Below are 16,746 nucleotides of genomic sequence, written 5' to 3'. Positions count from 1 at the left end.
AGAGATCTCCAGCAGACTGTTTTATGGTTGCAAATAGTCTACAAAAGCAGAGCATATGATAACCGAGGAAGGGTATTACAGGAAAGATTGGTCCTGGGATGAATCTACCTTACAAGCTGCAAGATAGACTTAAAGTGATTTTATGTAAGAATTCCAAGGAGCAGTTAAACGGTTTACTCCAACCTCCACCACTGGTAAAGGCACTTATGGGATTTTCCTGTAAGTGCCTTTTTTTGTTTCCGATCGTAACTATTATCTGCCGCTTCACCTTAAACCAGACGCACAACCTCCCTATCATCAGTCCCTACCCTGCCACATCTAACATCTACGAAATTCAGAAATCTTCAGGGCACCACACCAGCAGGATACGGCATGCTCATTTTGAGAACAAGTCAATAATTGATGCTACTGCCGAGGTCTCCCTTAGTGAGGCATGGGTGCAGAGGGGGGAGGATCACCCACCTCAGCAGACTATTGCACTTATTGTACTAATCCAGCCGTGCACATATATCAGAGGAGTTTAGGTCTAGAGCAATCAATGAGTGAAGATGATGGGCGATAAAAGAGGGGAATAAAAATCAATTAGGACGGTAGTTAATTGTATTTTCTTAATGTATAGTGAGATGGCTTAACCATACAGAAAAACTGCAAAAACTAACGGACAAACATGAACTACAAAAAATTCAGAAAATCAGACGTATTTACTATTTCTGCTGCACATATGTTACATGACACATATTCAGCATTTTTAGCACCATTATTGCCCCTTTTGATCGAAAAGCTCGGCATGTCTTTATCAACAAGTGCTTTATTAGAGATTGCCAGAAGGATACCGACACTTTTTAATCCATTTTTTGGTCTGCTTGCTGAAAAAACAGAGGTAAAATATTTTGTCATTTTTACCCCGGCAATCACCGCAATAGCAATGAGCTTGATTGGCCTTGCCTCATCCTACACCATCCTTTTTATTCTGTTATTCGTGTCCGGCATAAGTTCGGCACTTTTCCATGTACCCTCTCCAGTGATGGTAAAAGAAGCCTCTGGAAACAGAATCGGTACAGGCATGAGCTGGTTTATGGTAGGCGGAGAATCAGCACGAACAATCGGTCCATTACTGGTAACAGCAGCTGTTTCTCTTTGGGGTTTGGAGGGTATCTATAAACTCATGCCTTTAGGGCTTGTCGCATCTTTTATCTTATATCTGAAACTTAAAGATTTCGATTTTGATCGACCAGTTAGCAAAGCAAAAGAGAAGGGGGATACACGAAAACTGCTCAAGAGATACACCCCGTTTTTTACGGTATTAGCATCTTATCTGTTCTTTCAGGCTGGGATGAAAAGTGCTTTAACCCTTTATCTGCCCGTCTATCTCATAAGCCAGGGGGAGAGTCTCTGGCACGCAGGTTTCTCTCTATCTATCCTCCAGTTTTTTGGTGTGTTGGGCGCTTTTTTTGCTGGAAATCTATCGGATCGAATAGGTCGAAAAAATACCCTGGTAATAACAAGTATAGGTTCAGCTCTCTGTATGGGGCTTTTTATCCACTTTGGTAGTATTTATATACTTGCCTTCTTGGGCTTGTTTCTTTTATCTTCTGGCCCGGTTCTTATGGCAAGTGTGCAGGATACCAATACCCATATGCCAACATTTATGAATAGCATATATATGACAATCAGCTTTAGTATCACCTCCCTGGTTGTCTTTGCTGTCGGCCTGTCAGGAGATAATTTTGGCCTGGAAACAACCTATATTATCTGCAACGTCTTCGCCATTGGCTCGATTCCCTTTGCCTTCCTGCTCAGGAAATTTCTTTAATGCCATAGCCAAAGAAGAATACAATTCTTCTTAGCCTAATCGGTCACTCACAACCTCAAACAACGAGTTACGCCAGGTAATTCTTCTAAACTAAAACATTAAAAATGGGATAAAACCAGCTCCAGTTTTACTGGCAAACGTGTTGCGCTTATTGCTTGAGCTCAGCTTTTTTCAAATGTCAAAAGCTGTTCTTTGATGGCAAGTCCGTGAGCAAAGCCCGTAAGTTTGCCATTGGCTAGAAAAAAAAGTTACCTAATTATCCTGGGTGTGTCAGAGAGTGCCCCCCATCTGCCAGAGCAGAAGGCAGGGTAGGGCCACCCCTTTTCGGAAAGAGACAACAAAATGGTTAGGAGAACCACAGCTGAGTTATTGCCTTATAGAGAATGATCACAGCAAAAAGAATGAGCATACGAAAGAGATTCTTGCGATAGGAACGTTCCCCCACCTTTTTGGAAAGGTTGATACCTAAGCGAATCCCCAGATAAATGGTGGGGATGCTTACACAGGCAGCCAAGAGGGCGGAGGTGTTCTGCAATCCTGCCCAGATCTGAAATGACAACATGACAGCACCAGCAACAAGAAAATACCCGGAAATCCCTGCCTTAATCCTATCCTTTGACCAACCAGAAAGAGAGGTAAAAACAATGGTGGGGGGCCCTCCCATACCAATGGAACTCCCTATGGCAGAAGAACTAAAACCGGCGAGAACTCCCCAGGCTCTATGAACAGGCCTACGTTCTTTTCTCTCTTCAAAAAGAAGGGCCCAAATGGAAAAACAGGCCAGCAAAATGCCCAAGCCCAACTGCAAATAGGCCCCATCCACTGAACGGGCAAAAGAGACACCAGTAAAGGCGCCAAAAGGCGTTGCGCATACCATTGGTAGCAGACGTTTCCAGTCAATATGTCTCCAATAATTACGGATCATTTGGATATTCATGAAAAACGCAACGATGGTTCCGCAGGGAACAGCTATATGCATGGGAACCACCATGGCAATAATGGGCATGGCGATAAGGGCGGCACCAAATCCGGCAAAACCAGTAATAACACCACCCAATCCCCAGCAAATGGCTATAAATATATAATATTCTATCGGCATATTTCTTCCTCATGAGTCATAGTCGAACTGACAATCTATGCAAAATACTCTGAATGACTTTTAAATAATTACAAAAACAGAAAACCGATCCAGTTGAATTTCAACCAATGCCTCCCCCACTCTTTACACCAAGGCATGGAGAAAACAGGCGGCCCTGATAAGCCCCTGTCTCTTTTGCCACGTCCTCATACTCTGCCGCAAAGCGGAAAACAAGAGCCAAGTTCAGAGAGATAGCAAAAGACAGGTTTCCCCTATAAGAGAGGCTGTAGAGGCCTATTGAGCGGAGAACATGGGGTTTTTAGCGAAGCGTAAAATTGCTACGTCTACAAACGGAGAAAAGACGAAGGAGGGTAAGGGGCGAGAAGAGTAAACAAAAGCTGGGGATGGCCGTAGTAGCGGAAGGGCAACCGCCTACTCCCCCTTAGCCATGAAGACCGAGGTAGCAGCCTGCCCCTATCATAATTCCACCGGAGGTACGGTTCAGCTTTTTAACCGCCGTGGTCGAGGTAAAAAATCGTCTGGCCGAGGAGGCAGAGATGGCAACCGTCATCAGCCCCAGCATAAGGCCCAGAAGTGTTATCACCGAGGCCAAAGCTATATCAAAGGTTGTCAAACTGTTAAGATCCAGAATAGTGGGTAAAAATGCTATATAAAAGAAAATAACCTTGGGATTTGAGGCTGAGATCATAAAGCCCTGAAGCAGACCTCTAACCGCCTTAGGCGCACTACCACTGTCTTTTACCATGGCCGCGGGAGAGGCGTTCCACATCTTCCAACCCAGATAGAGCAGATAAAAAGCACCGGCAATACGAATAAGCATAAAGAGGCCAGCCCACTGTTCTGCAATAACGGCAAGCCCCAAACAGGCAAAAACCAGATAACAGACATCACTGAGAGCCATACCTAAGGCCAGATGAATAGAGGGCTTAATCCCAGAGGAGAGAGACCTGGCCAAGAGGGCAAAGACACCCGGCCCGGGAGTAATGGCAAAGACAAAAATAATACATAAAAATGACACTGCACTCTCGGCTGACATGATGGCTATCCCCTTATTTTTTGATATTGATCTCTTTATACAGTCAGCTGCCTAATTTGCAAGGTGAATGAGCTGACTATAATTACGCCAACACAGCCTGAACTGAGCCGATGACCTTCTCACCCAAAAAATCTTCGCTTGTCACAGTTCACTATATTTATTACCACTAGAAACAACTTCATCGGGGACCCAACTTTTTTTCCTGCCCGAATCATTATGAAACACTCTAGAAAAGGAACATCTCATGTATGAAAAGCCACTAGACGAGAAACCACTCTATAGACGCAACTATCAAAATATGCAGGAAACCCTGATGACAGAGCTCAAGCTCTGCCATCCTCCAGTTGCAGTAAAATTTTTCTACGCCCAGATTGAAGTTGATTACTTCAAAAAATGGCATGATTACCATGAGCCAACACAGGCAACACCCTTCTGCACCCTGATGGATACCGCCCACCTAGAAAAACAGATCATCTATTTAGAGGCAAAAACTCTTGGCTGTGATGATGCGAAGTATCGCTTCAACTGGCAGGATGCCACTGCTCAGGCAAGCAATCATCCGAGGCAACAACTGCAACATGGGGTTTTAGGTATTGCTATCGCCCCGCTCACGGTTGCTCAATTTGTAGCGGATACAGTTCACTGTTACTGCACCAAGGCCCAGGCCGATGAGCTTATTGACCAGTGGACATTGGCATCCGGCGCTCAGCCACTAGAGGTAAATAGCAACTCCGCCTCCTGTGCGGATTGTGTCCTGGTCCACAATAAAAACCTAGCCAAAATATCCCCGGCCTGCTGCTCCAGACACAGCGCATCTGAAGATGCTCACCTCAATGTCATCTTACCCGGCGACCACCTGAAACACGTCATCGAGCAACTCTCCGAGCGCAGGATAAGCCTAGGTAGCTCCTCTCTTAATCGACCTGGAGATGGTGTCTTTCGCTTCAGCGTGGGATGATTAGGTGGAGCCAGAGCTTTCACCCTCATTGATCCTTGAAGATAGACTATCAGACCCCGGAGCCCCGCCACTCTAAAGAAGCAGGTCTTTAGCGAGGGGGGGGGGCGAATAAAGTCATTACTCCAGTTGAGCACAGGTCAAGCTCCGATCATATTTGCAGAAGAAGGTTTTATCGACTTCCCATCCCCTTCTGTAGCGTTTTGCCTTTATGGGGCATAATGCCACATACCTGAATTATTCAACGATCAGTAAAAGGTATGAACTCCATTCATCCTTCTCTAGCCCCCATTTTACTACACCTCACCCTGCCACTCTCATAATCCTTCGTTTTTACCCAGCTCATATCGCCTCTCTTTTTCTAAAATTGGGGCACGATGCCTCAGTTTTCCCCTCGCTTTTCCCTTCATCTCTGCGATCCAAAAACAAAAGACCCTTAAAAACAAGTGGTTGGACATTCCACACTAAATTTTTTCACACAATATCAATTACTTAAACAGAACAACCTCTTTCTGGCACTGATTTTGTATCAGAAGGTCAAGGTTAAGATGTTGTTATTATTTTATTTTCATAAAGGTCAAATGTGAAAATTTTTATTGGTATTACCCAAAATCAAGAAGAGATACAGAGACTTCTTACTTATCAAGGCGGAACGAAAGACTCTTTAACCGAGCTCGGTCCCTTTCTTTCTCAAGAAGATGCACTTCTTTGGTTGAACCACCTGAAGGAGAAGATCAGAAATCTTGAAGAGCTCTCCAGCATGGAGAACACCTCTAAAGATGGCGGGTGGTATGGTTTCACCTTTGAGCAGATCTAATTGTCGGCTGGGCTCCCTGCGCAGCACTTTACCCATTCTATGTATCACTCAAGAGAGAGGAAGGCATCATGAAAATGTTCATTGGCATCACCCAAGACCTGCAAGAAGCTAGCAAAAACATTAGTAAAGATTTTCAGGGAATGCAGATCTGTACAGAGCTCGGACCCTTTATCTCCTCATCCGATGCCAGCCAATGGATGGAATTCATGATAGCCAGAAGCGAGAATATGATCCCCATACTCCCTCTCCCCGCCATCTCTCAAGGAAGTGCATGGTATGGGTATACCCTTGAAGATGCAGGCTCTGACATCCTCTAGCCCTTTAGAGACATTAATACTGGAAATATAAGCCTCTTTATTGGAGGTCTGTTACAAGGCCACCAGGTCTCCAGCTCCCAGAGAGCCCCCCGCAGGCAACCATCTCAGACTGAGAGGATGCCTGCCTTAGCCCAGATAAGGCTCACACGAAAAGATAAATTACTTAAGGATATAAGCAATATAATGACAGATTTAACACCACGAAGATGGAGGTTTTATGACCAAATGATAACTCACCAAAGTTCTCAGACAAGACAACATTCACCCTAGTGACTAACTTTTTTAAAACGAGGAATGATGAACATCTTTCTACTTTCACTCACAGTGTTATTTGTCGGTGGGATTTTTTCATTACTGAGCTATCGCCATTTTAATGTAATGAAGGTCGGCTATGTGATAATTACAGCTGTAGGCTGTGCGATTGGTATATATGCAATCACAATCCCCCTGCACGGTGCTGTAGTGCCCAGCTTTTCAAGGCCATGGCTACATCTTTTCACCCTCTCTTTTTCCCTAGATGCTCTTTCCGCATTTTTCCTGATTCCTATCTTTGTCGTATGCCCTTTAGCAGCACTCTACAGCTATCATTATATGGACAAGATTGAAGAGAAGGGACGAATCGGTGTGAGTTTCTTTTTCTTTAATCTTCTCCTCATATCTATGGCCCTGGTGACAGCAGCTGATAATATTATCAGCTTTCTTTTGGTATGGGAGTTGATGTCGCTCTCTTCCTTTTTTCTTGTCATTCACGACTATCAGGAAGAGGATACACGCAGAGCTGGATATATCTACTTTGTCTTTGCCCAGGCAGGTGCAATGTTCATCATTGCAGCACTCGCCTTAGCCTATAGCCAAACAGGAATCCATGATTTTGCAGCATTTGCCACCTTGCCAGCCCATATCAAATTGATTGTTTTCTTCCTCGCCCTGGTAGGATTTGGTTCAAAAGCAGGCATCTTTCCCCTGCATATGTGGTTACCCCATGCTCACCCGGCCGCACCATGTCATATCTCGGCGATTATGTCCGGGGTAATGATTAAGATGGGTATCTACGGGATTATCCGCCTCTATGTTGAGCTTGAAGACACCAGCCTTATAATCGGTCAAACAGTGCTCACCCTGGGTATGATCTCAGGGATTTTAGGTGTGGTTTACGCCCTTGGCAAGCAGGACATCAAGAAGGTACTCGCCTATAGTAGTGTGGAAAATATAGGTGTCATCCTCATTGGTGCCGGTATTGGCATGATGGGTATGAGCACGGGAAATATGGTGATGGCAAGTTTTGGCTTTGCAGGCTGCCTCCTCCATGTGCTCAACCACTCCCTCTTTAAAACCCTACTTTTTCTTGGTGCCGGCGCTATCGTACAAAAGACAGGAACCAGACGCCTCGACGAACTGGGCGGCTTGATAAAACGTCTGCCCCTTACCGGTAAGAGTTTTCTCGCAGGCAGTGTCTCCATCTCTGGTCTGCCTCCCTTTAATGGCTTTATTAGTGAGTTTTTGATTTATTATGGTGCCTTTCATGGCCTGAGCCTTAAGGGTTCAGCCTTTCTTTTCGCCATGCTGTCCATCCTCGCACTCGCCATCATCGGTGGCCTTGCCGCCTCCTGTTTTACCCGAATGATGGGGATAATTTTCCTTGGTGAGCCACGGACTGCCAAGGCGGCAAAGGCTACTGAGGCAGGATTTACCATGACCCTTCCCATGATTTTCCTCGCTGCCTCCTGTCTGTTTATTGGCCTTTTCCCAGCGCCCTTTGTCGGTATTGTCTTTAGCGCCCTTGCAAGCATTCCCGCTTTAACGCCTATAGACGGAGCAGAGGTAACACTACTCGCCGAAAACCTTGGCCTTGCAGCCCGGCTCTTCCTTGCTGTGCTCATTTTCAGCACATTGCTACGTAAACTTTTATACCGCAATAAGGTGGTTGTACAAGCGCCAACCTGGGGCTGTGCTTTTGCCCAACCCAGCGTAAAGATGCAATACACAGGGACCTCTTATGCGATGAGCATCATCGCCTTCTTTAGGCCATTTATTCAAATAAAGACAAACTATTCGGGGATCAAAAGAATATTCCCCAGGAAGACCACCTATAAAACCGAGGTGGACGATATAGCAGAGGTCTGTCTGATTGAGCGAATTGTAACGCCTCTTCTCTACTTTTTAGGCAAATTCCGTTGGATTCAACATGGCCATATTCAACTCTATATTGCCTATATAGCTGTGACAATCATCGTCCTTCTTCTCTGCGTTTAAGAGAAGAGAGGAACATTTTAGAGAGGTAAACCATGGAATCATATATATCACTAGCCGTAGCCATGCTGTCAGCACCCCTTTTTCCGGGTATAATCGGCAAGGTAAAGGCATTTTTTGCAGGTAAACAGGGGCCACCACTTTTAATTAAGTACTATACCCTGAGCAAACTCTTAAAAAAGGGCTCCGTATATAGCACCAGCACCAGTTTTATCTTTAAAATGGGGCCTACTGTCTCGTTTACATCGGCTCTTATTGTTCTCCTCTTTTTCCCCTTTGCCGGGGCAGCGCCTCTCTTCTCCTTCCATGGAGACGTGATTGTCCTCTTCTATATCATGGGAATAGGCCGATTCTTTACAGTGCTCGCAGCACTTGATACAGCGTCTCCTTTTGCAGGTATGGGCGCTGCCCGTGAGGTGTTTTTTTCAACCCTTGCTGAAATCACCCTCTTTGCCGTTCTCATCCTCTTTTATCGCCTCAATGGATCTTTGAGTTTTGCGGAATACTTTACGGGAGACAATCCTCTTTCTCTCTTTGCTGTTTCCGGGGCCCTGATGGTTTTCGTTATCGTTTCCCTGTTCATGGTACTTCTCACCGAAAACTCCAGAGTACCGGTTGATGACCCTCAAACTCATCTTGAACTGACCATGATTCATGAGGCCATGATCCTTGACCACAGTGGCCCTGATCTGGCCTTAATCGAGCTGGGAGCCTTTTATAAACTGTTCTTTTATTCCGCTTTTATCACCCATGTTATCTATCCATTCAGCGGGGGCGCCGGTATCGTCAACGCATTGGTCTTCTACACTATTATGGCTCTGCTCTATGTGAGCATTGGGGTAACCGAGTCCATTACTGCTCGCTTCAAGATGGATGGAGTACCGAAGTTCATCCTCACCTCCTTCGCCCTGGCATTCTTTGCTGCCATCTTAACCATGGGAGTCTTTCAATGATAAATTTTACAGAGGTAACCCTGGTCATCATTCTTCTCTCGGTAATGTTCTCCCTTGGAACGTCTAGATTGAAGACTTTGGTGACAATTATGGCTTGGCAGGGAGCTGCTGTTTCCATCATCCCTCTCTTTTTAAGGGATCATGGCGATTTCGGCGCTGGAGCAATTGGTTTCTTTCTACTCATGCTCATCGTTAAGGGAATAATTATACCGGGTCTACTTTATGTAGCCCTAAAGCGAGTAGTCATTAAACGGGAGATCGTGCCCATTATCGGCTATCACGCGTCTATTTTCACCGGGCTTGGCATTATCCTCGTTTCCGTTTTCATCACCAATTACCTGCGTCCATCCCTTAATGGCGGAGAGGAAATAGTGCTGATTACCGCCATCACCACCATGGCCTCAGGATTTTTTCTAATGATGGCAAGAACCAAAGCCATTACTCAGGTTATTGGCTACCTGATGCTTGAAAATGGCATCTATCTCATTGGTACTGCCCTGACCAAGCATAGCCATACCCTCTATATAGTGGAGTTTGGTATCCTGCTCGACATCCTGGTAGGGGTCATGGTTATGGGAATCATCCTGCACAACATCAACAGTGCCTTTGATGATGTTGACACCACTTTACTCGGACGCCTAAAGGATTGATAATATGCTAGAATTAATATTTATAATTCCCTTTGTTACCGGGATTTCAGTCCTGATCCTACCTGTACAGATGGGGAGGGTGCTTCTGCTTGCGGTGGCGGGCCTGCATTTGGTTCTGACTGCGATGGCCTGGCTAGGTGCCCTGAGTCCTTCTTATCCCCAACTCTTTGGGATTTCTCCTGAGGGTTTACTCATTCTCCTGCTCACCTCTTTTATTTTTATCTGTATCTCCATATATGCCTTTTCCTATATAGAGGAAACAGAGGTTGAGAATAAACCCCTCTTTAACTGTTGCATGATGCTCTTTCTCGGCACCATGTCCATGGTAACCCTTTCGGATCACCCAATTGTTTTATGGATTGCCGTTGAAGCCACCACCCTTGTCAGTGCTCCTCTGATCTTTATTCATCGCTCTCAGGAAGCTTTGGAAGCAACTTGGAAGTATGTGCTGATCTGTTCAGTGGGGATTGCCCTTGCCCTCCTTGGCTGTTTTTTCATTACCCTCTCCATGGATCTTGGCAATATCGATGCACCTCTAACCTTTAACTCTCTTTATCAGGTAGCTCCTCAACTTGACCCTCTCTGGTTAAAAACCGGCTTCATCTTTGTAGTCATTGGTTTCGGAACCAAGATGGGGCTTGCCCCCATGCATACCTGGTTACCGGATGCCCATAGCCAGGCGCCAAGTCCGGCTTCAGCACTTTTATCCGGCGCTCTTTTGAACTGTGCCTTTCTTGGCATCTATAAGGTACATGTGCTGATGACCATGGCAGGGCTTGGCGGATTTTCAGGAAATGTACTGGTCGGTTTTGGTCTCTTCTCCATGTTTGTCGGGGCAATTTTCATCATCAGCCAACCTGATTATAAGAGAATGCTTGCCTATTCCAGTATTAAGAATATGGGCGTTATTGCCTTCGGGGTAGGAATTGGTGGTTTTGCCGTCTATGGGGCTTTTCTCCATATCCTCCATCACTCACTAATTAAATCTTCCCTCTTTCTCTCGGCAGGCAATGTCCTCCTAGGTTTTGACAGCAAAAAGGTACAGAAGATCGGCGGGGTAGTACGCCACCTGCCTAAGACATTTATCTCCCTTTTTGCCGGTTTTGTGGGCATCTCAGGGCTTCCTCCCTTTGGCCTTTTTATAAGTGAGGTCATCATTACTATCGGGGCCTTGCAAAACGGCCGATACCTGCCAGCCGGACTCTTCCTCTTTGCCATAACCCTGGTTTGTGCCGGATCGGGTCGCATCTTCATGTCCATGTCCTTTGGCGACGGTGGCTCCCCTGTACGAACCAAGGAGAACATTCTCCGTCTGATACCGCCCTATGCCCTGCTCTTAATGTCAGCCACCATCTGCATATGGATGCCGGATGCCCTTTATAAGGCTATTATTAATTCCATTTCCCTGATTGGAGGTACGATCAATGGATAATCTCCTAAAAATAGACAATGGGCAGGCCATAGACCGAAGCCTTATTCCCCATGTGAGCTATGAGGTTTTTTTTACAACTCTCTCAGACTTTGTCAGAAATGAGGGTTTTATTGTCCAGTTCTTCGCCTATGAGGAAGGGCAAAAGAAACACCTTCTGGCGGTGGTGAGAAACAGAGATCTCTATGTCATTGGCACTGAAGTAGGGAAATCTTTTCAGTCTCTTACTGGAGCAGTAAGTGAAAAATTTCATATGTTTGAGCGGGAGATTGCAGAGCAATATGGGATAACTCCCGACGGTCATCCGTGGTTAAAGATGGTTCGCTACCATAAAAATTATGCAGGTGCTAAAGATGTCTTTGGTAATAACTATGGAAAAGAAAACATTCCAGGTAATTACCCTTTCTTTAGTGTCGAGGGCGAATCTATTCACGAAGTTGCTGTCGGACCTGTTCATGCAGGTATTATTGAGCCCGGCCATTTTCGCTTCCAATGTGCCGGTGAAGAGGTACTGCATCTGGAAATTCAACTGGGCTATCAGCACCGGGGTATTGAAAAGATGCTGCCAACCCTGCCCCAAAAACGTTTTCCTATTATCTGCGAATCTATTGCAGGAGACACCTCCATTGGCCACGGCCTCTCCATGTGTCAGGCCATAGAGGGGCTGGCTGGCATCTCTGTTGACAGAGGCGCCAAAATTATTCGTACCACTGCGCTGGAACTTGAGAGGATATGTAATCACATAGGTGATCTTGGCGCTCTCGCAGGTGATGCGGCCTTTAACCCTCCGGCTGCCTATTTTGGCAGGATCAGGGGTGAATTCCTCAATCTTCTTCAGGTGCTGAGTGGCAATCGCTTTGGTAAGGGCCTGGTGAGACCGGGCGGAGTTACCCATATCATGAGAGAGGAGCAACGAAAACTGATTCGCGAAAAGCTGTTAGAGGTGACCGGCGAAATTGAAAATATCTGTGATCTCATCTTTTCAGCCCATACGGTTCAGGCACGTTTTGAACATACCGGAACAGTGCAGCATGAAATGGCGAAAGATCTTGGCCTGGTGGGCTATTCGGGAAGGGCCTCCGGTATTGCCTACGACGTTCGAAACAGTTTTCCCACCGAATGTTACAGAGAACTTCCTGCCAATGAGAACCGGGTAACCAATGGTGATGTCAATAGTCGCGGTATGGTGCGGGTAGAAGAAATTATGCACTCTCTAAAACTTATTAACATCCTCATTGAAGAGTCTGAGAACACTGCCTCCGAGGTACATATGCAGGATCAGATACTGGCGCCAAACGCCTTTATTATCACCCTGAATGAGGGCTGGAGAGGGGAGATATCCCACTGCATTTTAACGGATAAAAAGGGTAAGGTGCAACGCTATAAGATAAAGGATCCTTCCTTTCACAACTGGACTGGACTGGCGATGTCCCTCAGAAACCAGGAGATATCTGATTTTCCTCTCTGTAATAAGAGCTTTAATCTCTCCTATTGCGGGTTTGATCTGTAAACGAACTTCGGCCCCTATGGGCCATAGACAAATAGAGTGAAGAGAAGGGGTTTGCTATGCTGAAAATAATAAAGAATAAAATGGAGCAGGGGAATAAAACCGCCAAGTATCCCAAGGAGCCGATTTCCCTCTACCACCGCTACCGAGGAATGCCTGTTATCAACAAGGATTGCTCAGCGGAGATTGCAAGGCAATGTCTAGATATCTGTCCTCAAGAGTGTATTGATCCAGAGGCAAAAACCATTGATCTGGGGAGATGTACCTTTTGCGGCCAATGCGAAACGGTTGCCGAGGGGAATTTTGTAAAATTCAGCCAGAACTTTGAATTGGGTGCAGCCAATCGAGATGAATTGATTGTTGGCAGCACAGGGCTTCCTGCCCTGGCAAAACAGTCAAAGGCACATTTCAAGAAGCTCTTTGGCAGATCCCTGCAACTCCGTCAGGTATCCGCTGGCGGCTGTAACTCCTGTGAAGCTGATACCAACGTACTGAACACCCCATTTTTTGATCTATCCAGGTTCGGGATTGATTTTGTTGCCTCCCCTCGCCACGCTGATGGTCTCCATGTGACTGGACCCATTTCCCATAATATGAGACAGGCGCTCATCACCACCTATGAGGCAGTTGCCTCTCCCAAGGTTGTCATTGCCAGCGGCTGCTGCTCTATCTCTGGTGGACCTTTTTACGGAAGCAGCGAAGTTGTGGGCGATTTGAATAGCTTGCTTCCCGTAGACCTCTATATTCCCGGTTGCCCTCCTCATCCCCTCACCACCCTGCATGCCCTGTTGAACTATTTCAAATAAGCTCGTCCCGGGCAGAGCCGAAGGCGGTACAAGAATTGATGGCAGAGCCCGCCATCAATCCCTGTTTTATAAATTCTCTGGTACGTTCTATACCTCTGCATTTTGTCATGCAATTTTTTCGCAATTGAGTAAGCTGTTAATATCTGGTCTGATAATTCAGGATATAAGTAACCTACAAGGGCATTATGAAACTCTTTTATCAACTTTTTGTCTCTATCTTCCTGGGCGTACTTCTCCTGATTGGTGCAGATAGCTACCTACGCTTTCGGGCAGCGATTGCTCAATATGAGACTGATATGATTACCAGTGCTATTCAGGATGGGAAAAGCATCTCCGGCATGATTTCTCATGTGTGGCGTGAAAGTGGTGAAGAAAAAGCTATCGAGCTGATACATGATGCCAGTGAAGCAGGTGGCATTGATATTCGTTGGGTATGGTTTGATTCTCTTGCAGAAGATGCGCTGGCAAATCTCAAAAAAGAAGCCCAGCTCGAAAACCTACTTGCAGATAATATCGTTTCGGTGAAGATGCGAAACAAAAATGGTGCCACTCATCGTTACACCTATGTTCCTGTAGATGTGAGTCCAGGGCGAAAGGGTGCACTGGAACTTAATCAAACCCTCTTCTTTTTGCAGCACTATTCCAGGAATCTTCTTCTCCATGCACTTATTATGGCAGGACTTTTTGCCCTGATTTCCGGTATTATTCTCTATATCATTATTAATCGAAACATACGGATGCCACTGGGCAAACTCATGGCGCAGGCACGCAGGATAGGTAACGGTGAGATTACTGCCTATGAACAGATAGTAGGAGAGGGTGAATTTGCCAAGATGAGCACAGTTATGAATGATATGTGTTCACGGCTTCTTATCGCCAAAGAAAAAATTGGCTTTGAACATGACGCCCGACTGAGAACCCTTGATCAACTGCGACATACTGAACGCCTCTCCACCTTTGGCCTGCTGGCAGCAGAGATTGCCCATGAACTGGGAACACCTCTCAATGTTGTGGATGGACGGGCAAAAATGATTATACGCGAAGAGCTGAATCCGCAAGAAATTAAGGAGTGCGCAACCATCATCAAGAGTCAATCCGAGCGGATGGCGGTAATTATACGTCAACTGCTTGAATTCACCAGATGCCCCAAACAAAAAGCCTCAAACACCAATGTGGGTCTTCTGGTCAAACAGATCATTCAGCTTCTCCATCCCATGGGAAACAAGCAGGCTGTCAGTTTTGAGCTCGATAGCCTGGAAAAAAGTGAGTGTACTCTCTACTGTGATGCTACCCAAATCCAACAGGTCCTCATTAACCTCCTTATGAACAGTGTGCAGGCAATGCCATCCGGCGGCAAGATATATATTAGTCTGACCAATCCCATCCTACCTCTCTTTGAAAACGAGGATGGAAGAGAGCAAAAATATCTTAAGATACGAATACGTGATGAGGGAGAAGGGATAAGCAAGGACGATCTTGCCCATATTTTTACTCCATTTTTTACCACCAAGGGTTTAGGCACCGGTACAGGACTGGGACTCTCCATTGCCCATGGCATGGTTGAAGAACACGGTGGTTGGATTGATGTAAAAAGCGAGGCAGACAATGGTTCCTGCTTTTCCGTCTACCTCCCCATGCAGGAGACCATAGATGAAATCTAATATCCTCATCATAGAAGATGATCAGGATATGTGTGATATGCTGGCGATGGGTTTGCGTCGGCGTGGTTTTGCCGTCTCCACCTATATTTCAGGGCAGGAGGGGCTGGCTGCCATCAATCCTGAAACAACAGACGTGGTTCTGTCAGATATCAATCTCCCCGATGCCAATGGTCTTGATATTTGTAAAGAGGTTGTGGCCAATACGCCGGATATACCGGTTATTATAATGACCGCCTTCGGTAGTATGGATACGGCTATATCAGCCATTCGTTCAGGTGCCTATGACTTTGTAACCAAACCCCTTGATATTGATATCCTGGCCCTGAGTCTTGAGCGAGCTGTACAGTATCGCGAACTCAAGGTCCGGGTCAAAAAGCTCAGTGATCAAATCGGGCAACCACAGCATTTTGACAACCTCATGGGCGAAAGCCCTGTTATGGAAAAACTCTTTTCTCAGCTTGCCCGCATTGCAGATTCAGAGGCATCACTTCTTATTAGCGGGGAAAGTGGTTCAGGCAAAGAACTTACTGCCAAGGCTGTGCATACGCATAGTCGTCGCAGAGACAATCCCCTGATCACCATCAACTGTGCCGCTATGCCCGGCCAGCTTCTTGAAAGTGAACTCTTTGGACATAAAAAAGGTGCCTTTACCGATGCCCAAAACCATAATTCAGGCCTCTTTATGGCAGCAAACGGTGGCACCCTTTTTCTCGACGAGGTGGGTGAAATTCCGTTGAAGCTTCAGCCTAAACTTTTACGGGCCCTTGAGGAGCGGTGCGTGCGGCCCGTAGGTGGGCAAAGAGAGCTTCCCTTTGATGTACGAATCATTGCCGCTACCAATCGTGATCTTGAGTCGGCTGTGGAGGATGGCCTTTTTCGAGAAGACCTTTACTACCGTCTCAATGTTATCAAGATTGAACTCCCCCCCCTGCGCTCACGAGGAGCGGATATTTTGCTCCTGGCCAAGAAGTTCATGGATGCCTTTGCCACTCGGCAAGAGAAGAAGGTTATAGGGTTTTCCGATACTGTGGCCGGGAAACTCCTGCGCTACGCCTGGCCGGGTAATGTTCGAGAACTGCGCAATGCCATCGAGCACGCAGTAGCGCTCACTGCTTTTGACACACTTATGCCAGAAGATCTTCCTGAAAAGATTCGGCATTTCCGGGGCGACTGCATCCTTCTGGGAGACCAGGACCCCATGGAACTTGTCTCCATGGAAGAGATGGAGAGACGCTATATTACCCATGTATTAAAAGTTTCAGATAATAACAGAACCCTGGCCGCGCGAATTCTTCAGCTTGACCGAAAAACCCTCTACCGTAAGTTGCAACGCTATGAAGAAAGCCAGGGATAGTCGGTAAACCTGACATTCCAACGGGCTGGCAGACAAATCCTGCACAACCATCTCCACCACAATGGGCAAGGCACTTATGGAATTTTCCCCTGAATTCCT

Annotated in this window: 14 protein-coding genes; 12 read left to right on the top strand and 2 right to left on the bottom strand. The window is 46.2% G+C overall.

Annotated elements, in window-relative coordinates; genetic code table 11:
• Positions 1 to 667: 667 nt before the first annotated feature.
• Positions 668 to 1,813 (top strand): MFS transporter, encoded by a 1,146-nt coding sequence (locus DP_RS05305; RefSeq protein WP_011188297.1) that lies wholly within the window; start codon positions 668 to 670, stop codon positions 1,811 to 1,813.
• 346 nt (positions 1,814 to 2,159) lie between these two features.
• Here the strand turns inward: DP_RS05305 and DP_RS05300 are convergent, their stop codons facing one another.
• Entirely contained in the window at positions 2,160 to 2,912 is a 753-nt protein-coding gene (locus DP_RS05300; RefSeq protein ID WP_011188296.1) for a sulfite exporter TauE/SafE family protein, read from the bottom strand.
• Positions 2,913 to 3,333: 421 nt separating this feature from the next.
• The gene (locus DP_RS05295; protein WP_011188295.1) at positions 3,334 to 3,948 is read right to left on the bottom strand and encodes a LysE family translocator; all 615 of its coding nucleotides are present in this window, start codon (positions 3,946 to 3,948) and stop codon (positions 3,334 to 3,336) included.
• 244 nt (positions 3,949 to 4,192) lie between these two features.
• Here DP_RS05295 and DP_RS05290 point away from each other — a divergent pair, with 244 nt between their 5' ends.
• From DP_RS05290 to DP_RS05240, 11 genes are all read left to right on the top strand, one after another.
• Positions 4,193 to 4,906: a DUF169 domain-containing protein gene (locus tag DP_RS05290; protein WP_011188294.1), complete on the top strand. Its 714-nt coding sequence runs from the start codon at positions 4,193 to 4,195 to the stop codon at positions 4,904 to 4,906.
• Between the two features lie 580 nt (positions 4,907 to 5,486).
• The gene (locus DP_RS05285; RefSeq protein WP_011188292.1) at positions 5,487 to 5,720 is read left to right on the top strand and encodes a hypothetical protein; all 234 of its coding nucleotides are present in this window, start codon (positions 5,487 to 5,489) and stop codon (positions 5,718 to 5,720) included.
• Positions 5,721 to 5,788: 68 nt separating this feature from the next.
• Positions 5,789 to 6,037, top strand: coding sequence for a hypothetical protein (locus DP_RS05280; RefSeq protein ID WP_011188291.1), 249 nt, complete (start codon positions 5,789 to 5,791; stop codon positions 6,035 to 6,037).
• Between the two features lie 294 nt (positions 6,038 to 6,331).
• Positions 6,332 to 8,290 carry a proton-conducting transporter transmembrane domain-containing protein gene (locus DP_RS05275; protein ID WP_011188290.1) on the top strand — a complete coding sequence of 653 codons (1,959 nt, stop codon included), beginning with the start codon at positions 6,332 to 6,334 and terminating at the stop codon, positions 8,288 to 8,290.
• 32 nt (positions 8,291 to 8,322) lie between these two features.
• Complete coding sequence (locus DP_RS05270; protein WP_011188289.1) at positions 8,323 to 9,240, top strand: respiratory chain complex I subunit 1 family protein; 918 nt, start codon at positions 8,323 to 8,325, stop codon at positions 9,238 to 9,240.
• The gene (locus DP_RS05265) at positions 9,237 to 9,890 is read left to right on the top strand and encodes a hypothetical protein (RefSeq protein WP_011188288.1); all 654 of its coding nucleotides are present in this window, start codon (positions 9,237 to 9,239) and stop codon (positions 9,888 to 9,890) included. The genes DP_RS05270 and DP_RS05265 overlap by 4 nt, the downstream gene beginning before the upstream one ends.
• Before the next feature lie 4 nt (positions 9,891 to 9,894).
• A complete protein-coding gene (locus tag DP_RS05260; RefSeq protein ID WP_011188287.1) occupies positions 9,895 to 11,322 on the top strand; it encodes a proton-conducting transporter transmembrane domain-containing protein in 1,428 nt (475 codons plus the stop codon).
• Complete coding sequence (locus tag DP_RS05255; RefSeq protein ID WP_041277658.1) at positions 11,315 to 12,829, top strand: hydrogenase large subunit; 1,515 nt, start codon at positions 11,315 to 11,317, stop codon at positions 12,827 to 12,829. The genes DP_RS05260 and DP_RS05255 overlap by 8 nt, the downstream gene beginning before the upstream one ends.
• Positions 12,830 to 12,885: 56 nt before the next feature.
• The gene (locus DP_RS05250) at positions 12,886 to 13,632 is read left to right on the top strand and encodes an NADH-quinone oxidoreductase subunit B family protein (RefSeq protein WP_011188285.1); all 747 of its coding nucleotides are present in this window, start codon (positions 12,886 to 12,888) and stop codon (positions 13,630 to 13,632) included.
• A gap of 185 nt (positions 13,633 to 13,817) precedes the next feature.
• Positions 13,818 to 15,293 carry a sensor histidine kinase gene (locus DP_RS05245; RefSeq protein WP_011188284.1) on the top strand — a complete coding sequence of 492 codons (1,476 nt, stop codon included), beginning with the start codon at positions 13,818 to 13,820 and terminating at the stop codon, positions 15,291 to 15,293.
• The gene (locus DP_RS05240) at positions 15,283 to 16,647 is read left to right on the top strand and encodes a sigma-54-dependent transcriptional regulator (RefSeq protein ID WP_011188283.1); all 1,365 of its coding nucleotides are present in this window, start codon (positions 15,283 to 15,285) and stop codon (positions 16,645 to 16,647) included. The genes DP_RS05245 and DP_RS05240 overlap by 11 nt, the downstream gene beginning before the upstream one ends.
• Positions 16,648 to 16,746: the final 99 nt, after the last annotated feature.

It is taken from the genome of Desulfotalea psychrophila LSv54 (assembly GCF_000025945.1).
GTDB lineage: Bacteria > Desulfobacterota > Desulfobulbia > Desulfobulbales > Desulfocapsaceae > Desulfotalea > Desulfotalea psychrophila.
The sequence above is the reverse complement of the archived record's forward strand: the minus strand, read 5'-3'. Positions and strand labels throughout refer to the sequence as shown.

What these genes read in the sequence shown, in the direction of transcription:
- DP_RS05275 (WP_011188290.1), top strand. Translation starts at nt 6,332, where the DNA reads ATGATGAACATCTTTCTACTTTCACTCACAGTGTTATTTGTCGGTGGG.
- DP_RS05300 (WP_011188296.1), bottom strand. Translation starts at nt 2,912, where the DNA reads ATGCCGATAGAATATTATATATTTATAGCCATTTGCTGGGGATTGGGT.
- DP_RS05270 (WP_011188289.1), top strand. Translation starts at nt 8,323, where the DNA reads ATGGAATCATATATATCACTAGCCGTAGCCATGCTGTCAGCACCCCTT.
- DP_RS05265 (WP_011188288.1), top strand. Translation starts at nt 9,237, where the DNA reads ATGATAAATTTTACAGAGGTAACCCTGGTCATCATTCTTCTCTCGGTA.
- DP_RS05250 (WP_011188285.1), top strand. Translation starts at nt 12,886, where the DNA reads ATGCTGAAAATAATAAAGAATAAAATGGAGCAGGGGAATAAAACCGCC.
- DP_RS05260 (WP_011188287.1), top strand. Translation starts at nt 9,895, where the DNA reads ATGCTAGAATTAATATTTATAATTCCCTTTGTTACCGGGATTTCAGTC.
- DP_RS05290 (WP_011188294.1), top strand. Translation starts at nt 4,193, where the DNA reads ATGTATGAAAAGCCACTAGACGAGAAACCACTCTATAGACGCAACTAT.
- DP_RS05245 (WP_011188284.1), top strand. Translation starts at nt 13,818, where the DNA reads ATGAAACTCTTTTATCAACTTTTTGTCTCTATCTTCCTGGGCGTACTT.
- DP_RS05255 (WP_041277658.1), top strand. Translation starts at nt 11,315, where the DNA reads ATGGATAATCTCCTAAAAATAGACAATGGGCAGGCCATAGACCGAAGC.
- DP_RS05240 (WP_011188283.1), top strand. Translation starts at nt 15,283, where the DNA reads ATGAAATCTAATATCCTCATCATAGAAGATGATCAGGATATGTGTGAT.
- DP_RS05295 (WP_011188295.1), bottom strand. Translation starts at nt 3,948, where the DNA reads ATGTCAGCCGAGAGTGCAGTGTCATTTTTATGTATTATTTTTGTCTTT.
- DP_RS05280 (WP_011188291.1), top strand. Translation starts at nt 5,789, where the DNA reads ATGAAAATGTTCATTGGCATCACCCAAGACCTGCAAGAAGCTAGCAAA.
- DP_RS05305 (WP_011188297.1), top strand. Translation starts at nt 668, where the DNA reads ATGAACTACAAAAAATTCAGAAAATCAGACGTATTTACTATTTCTGCT.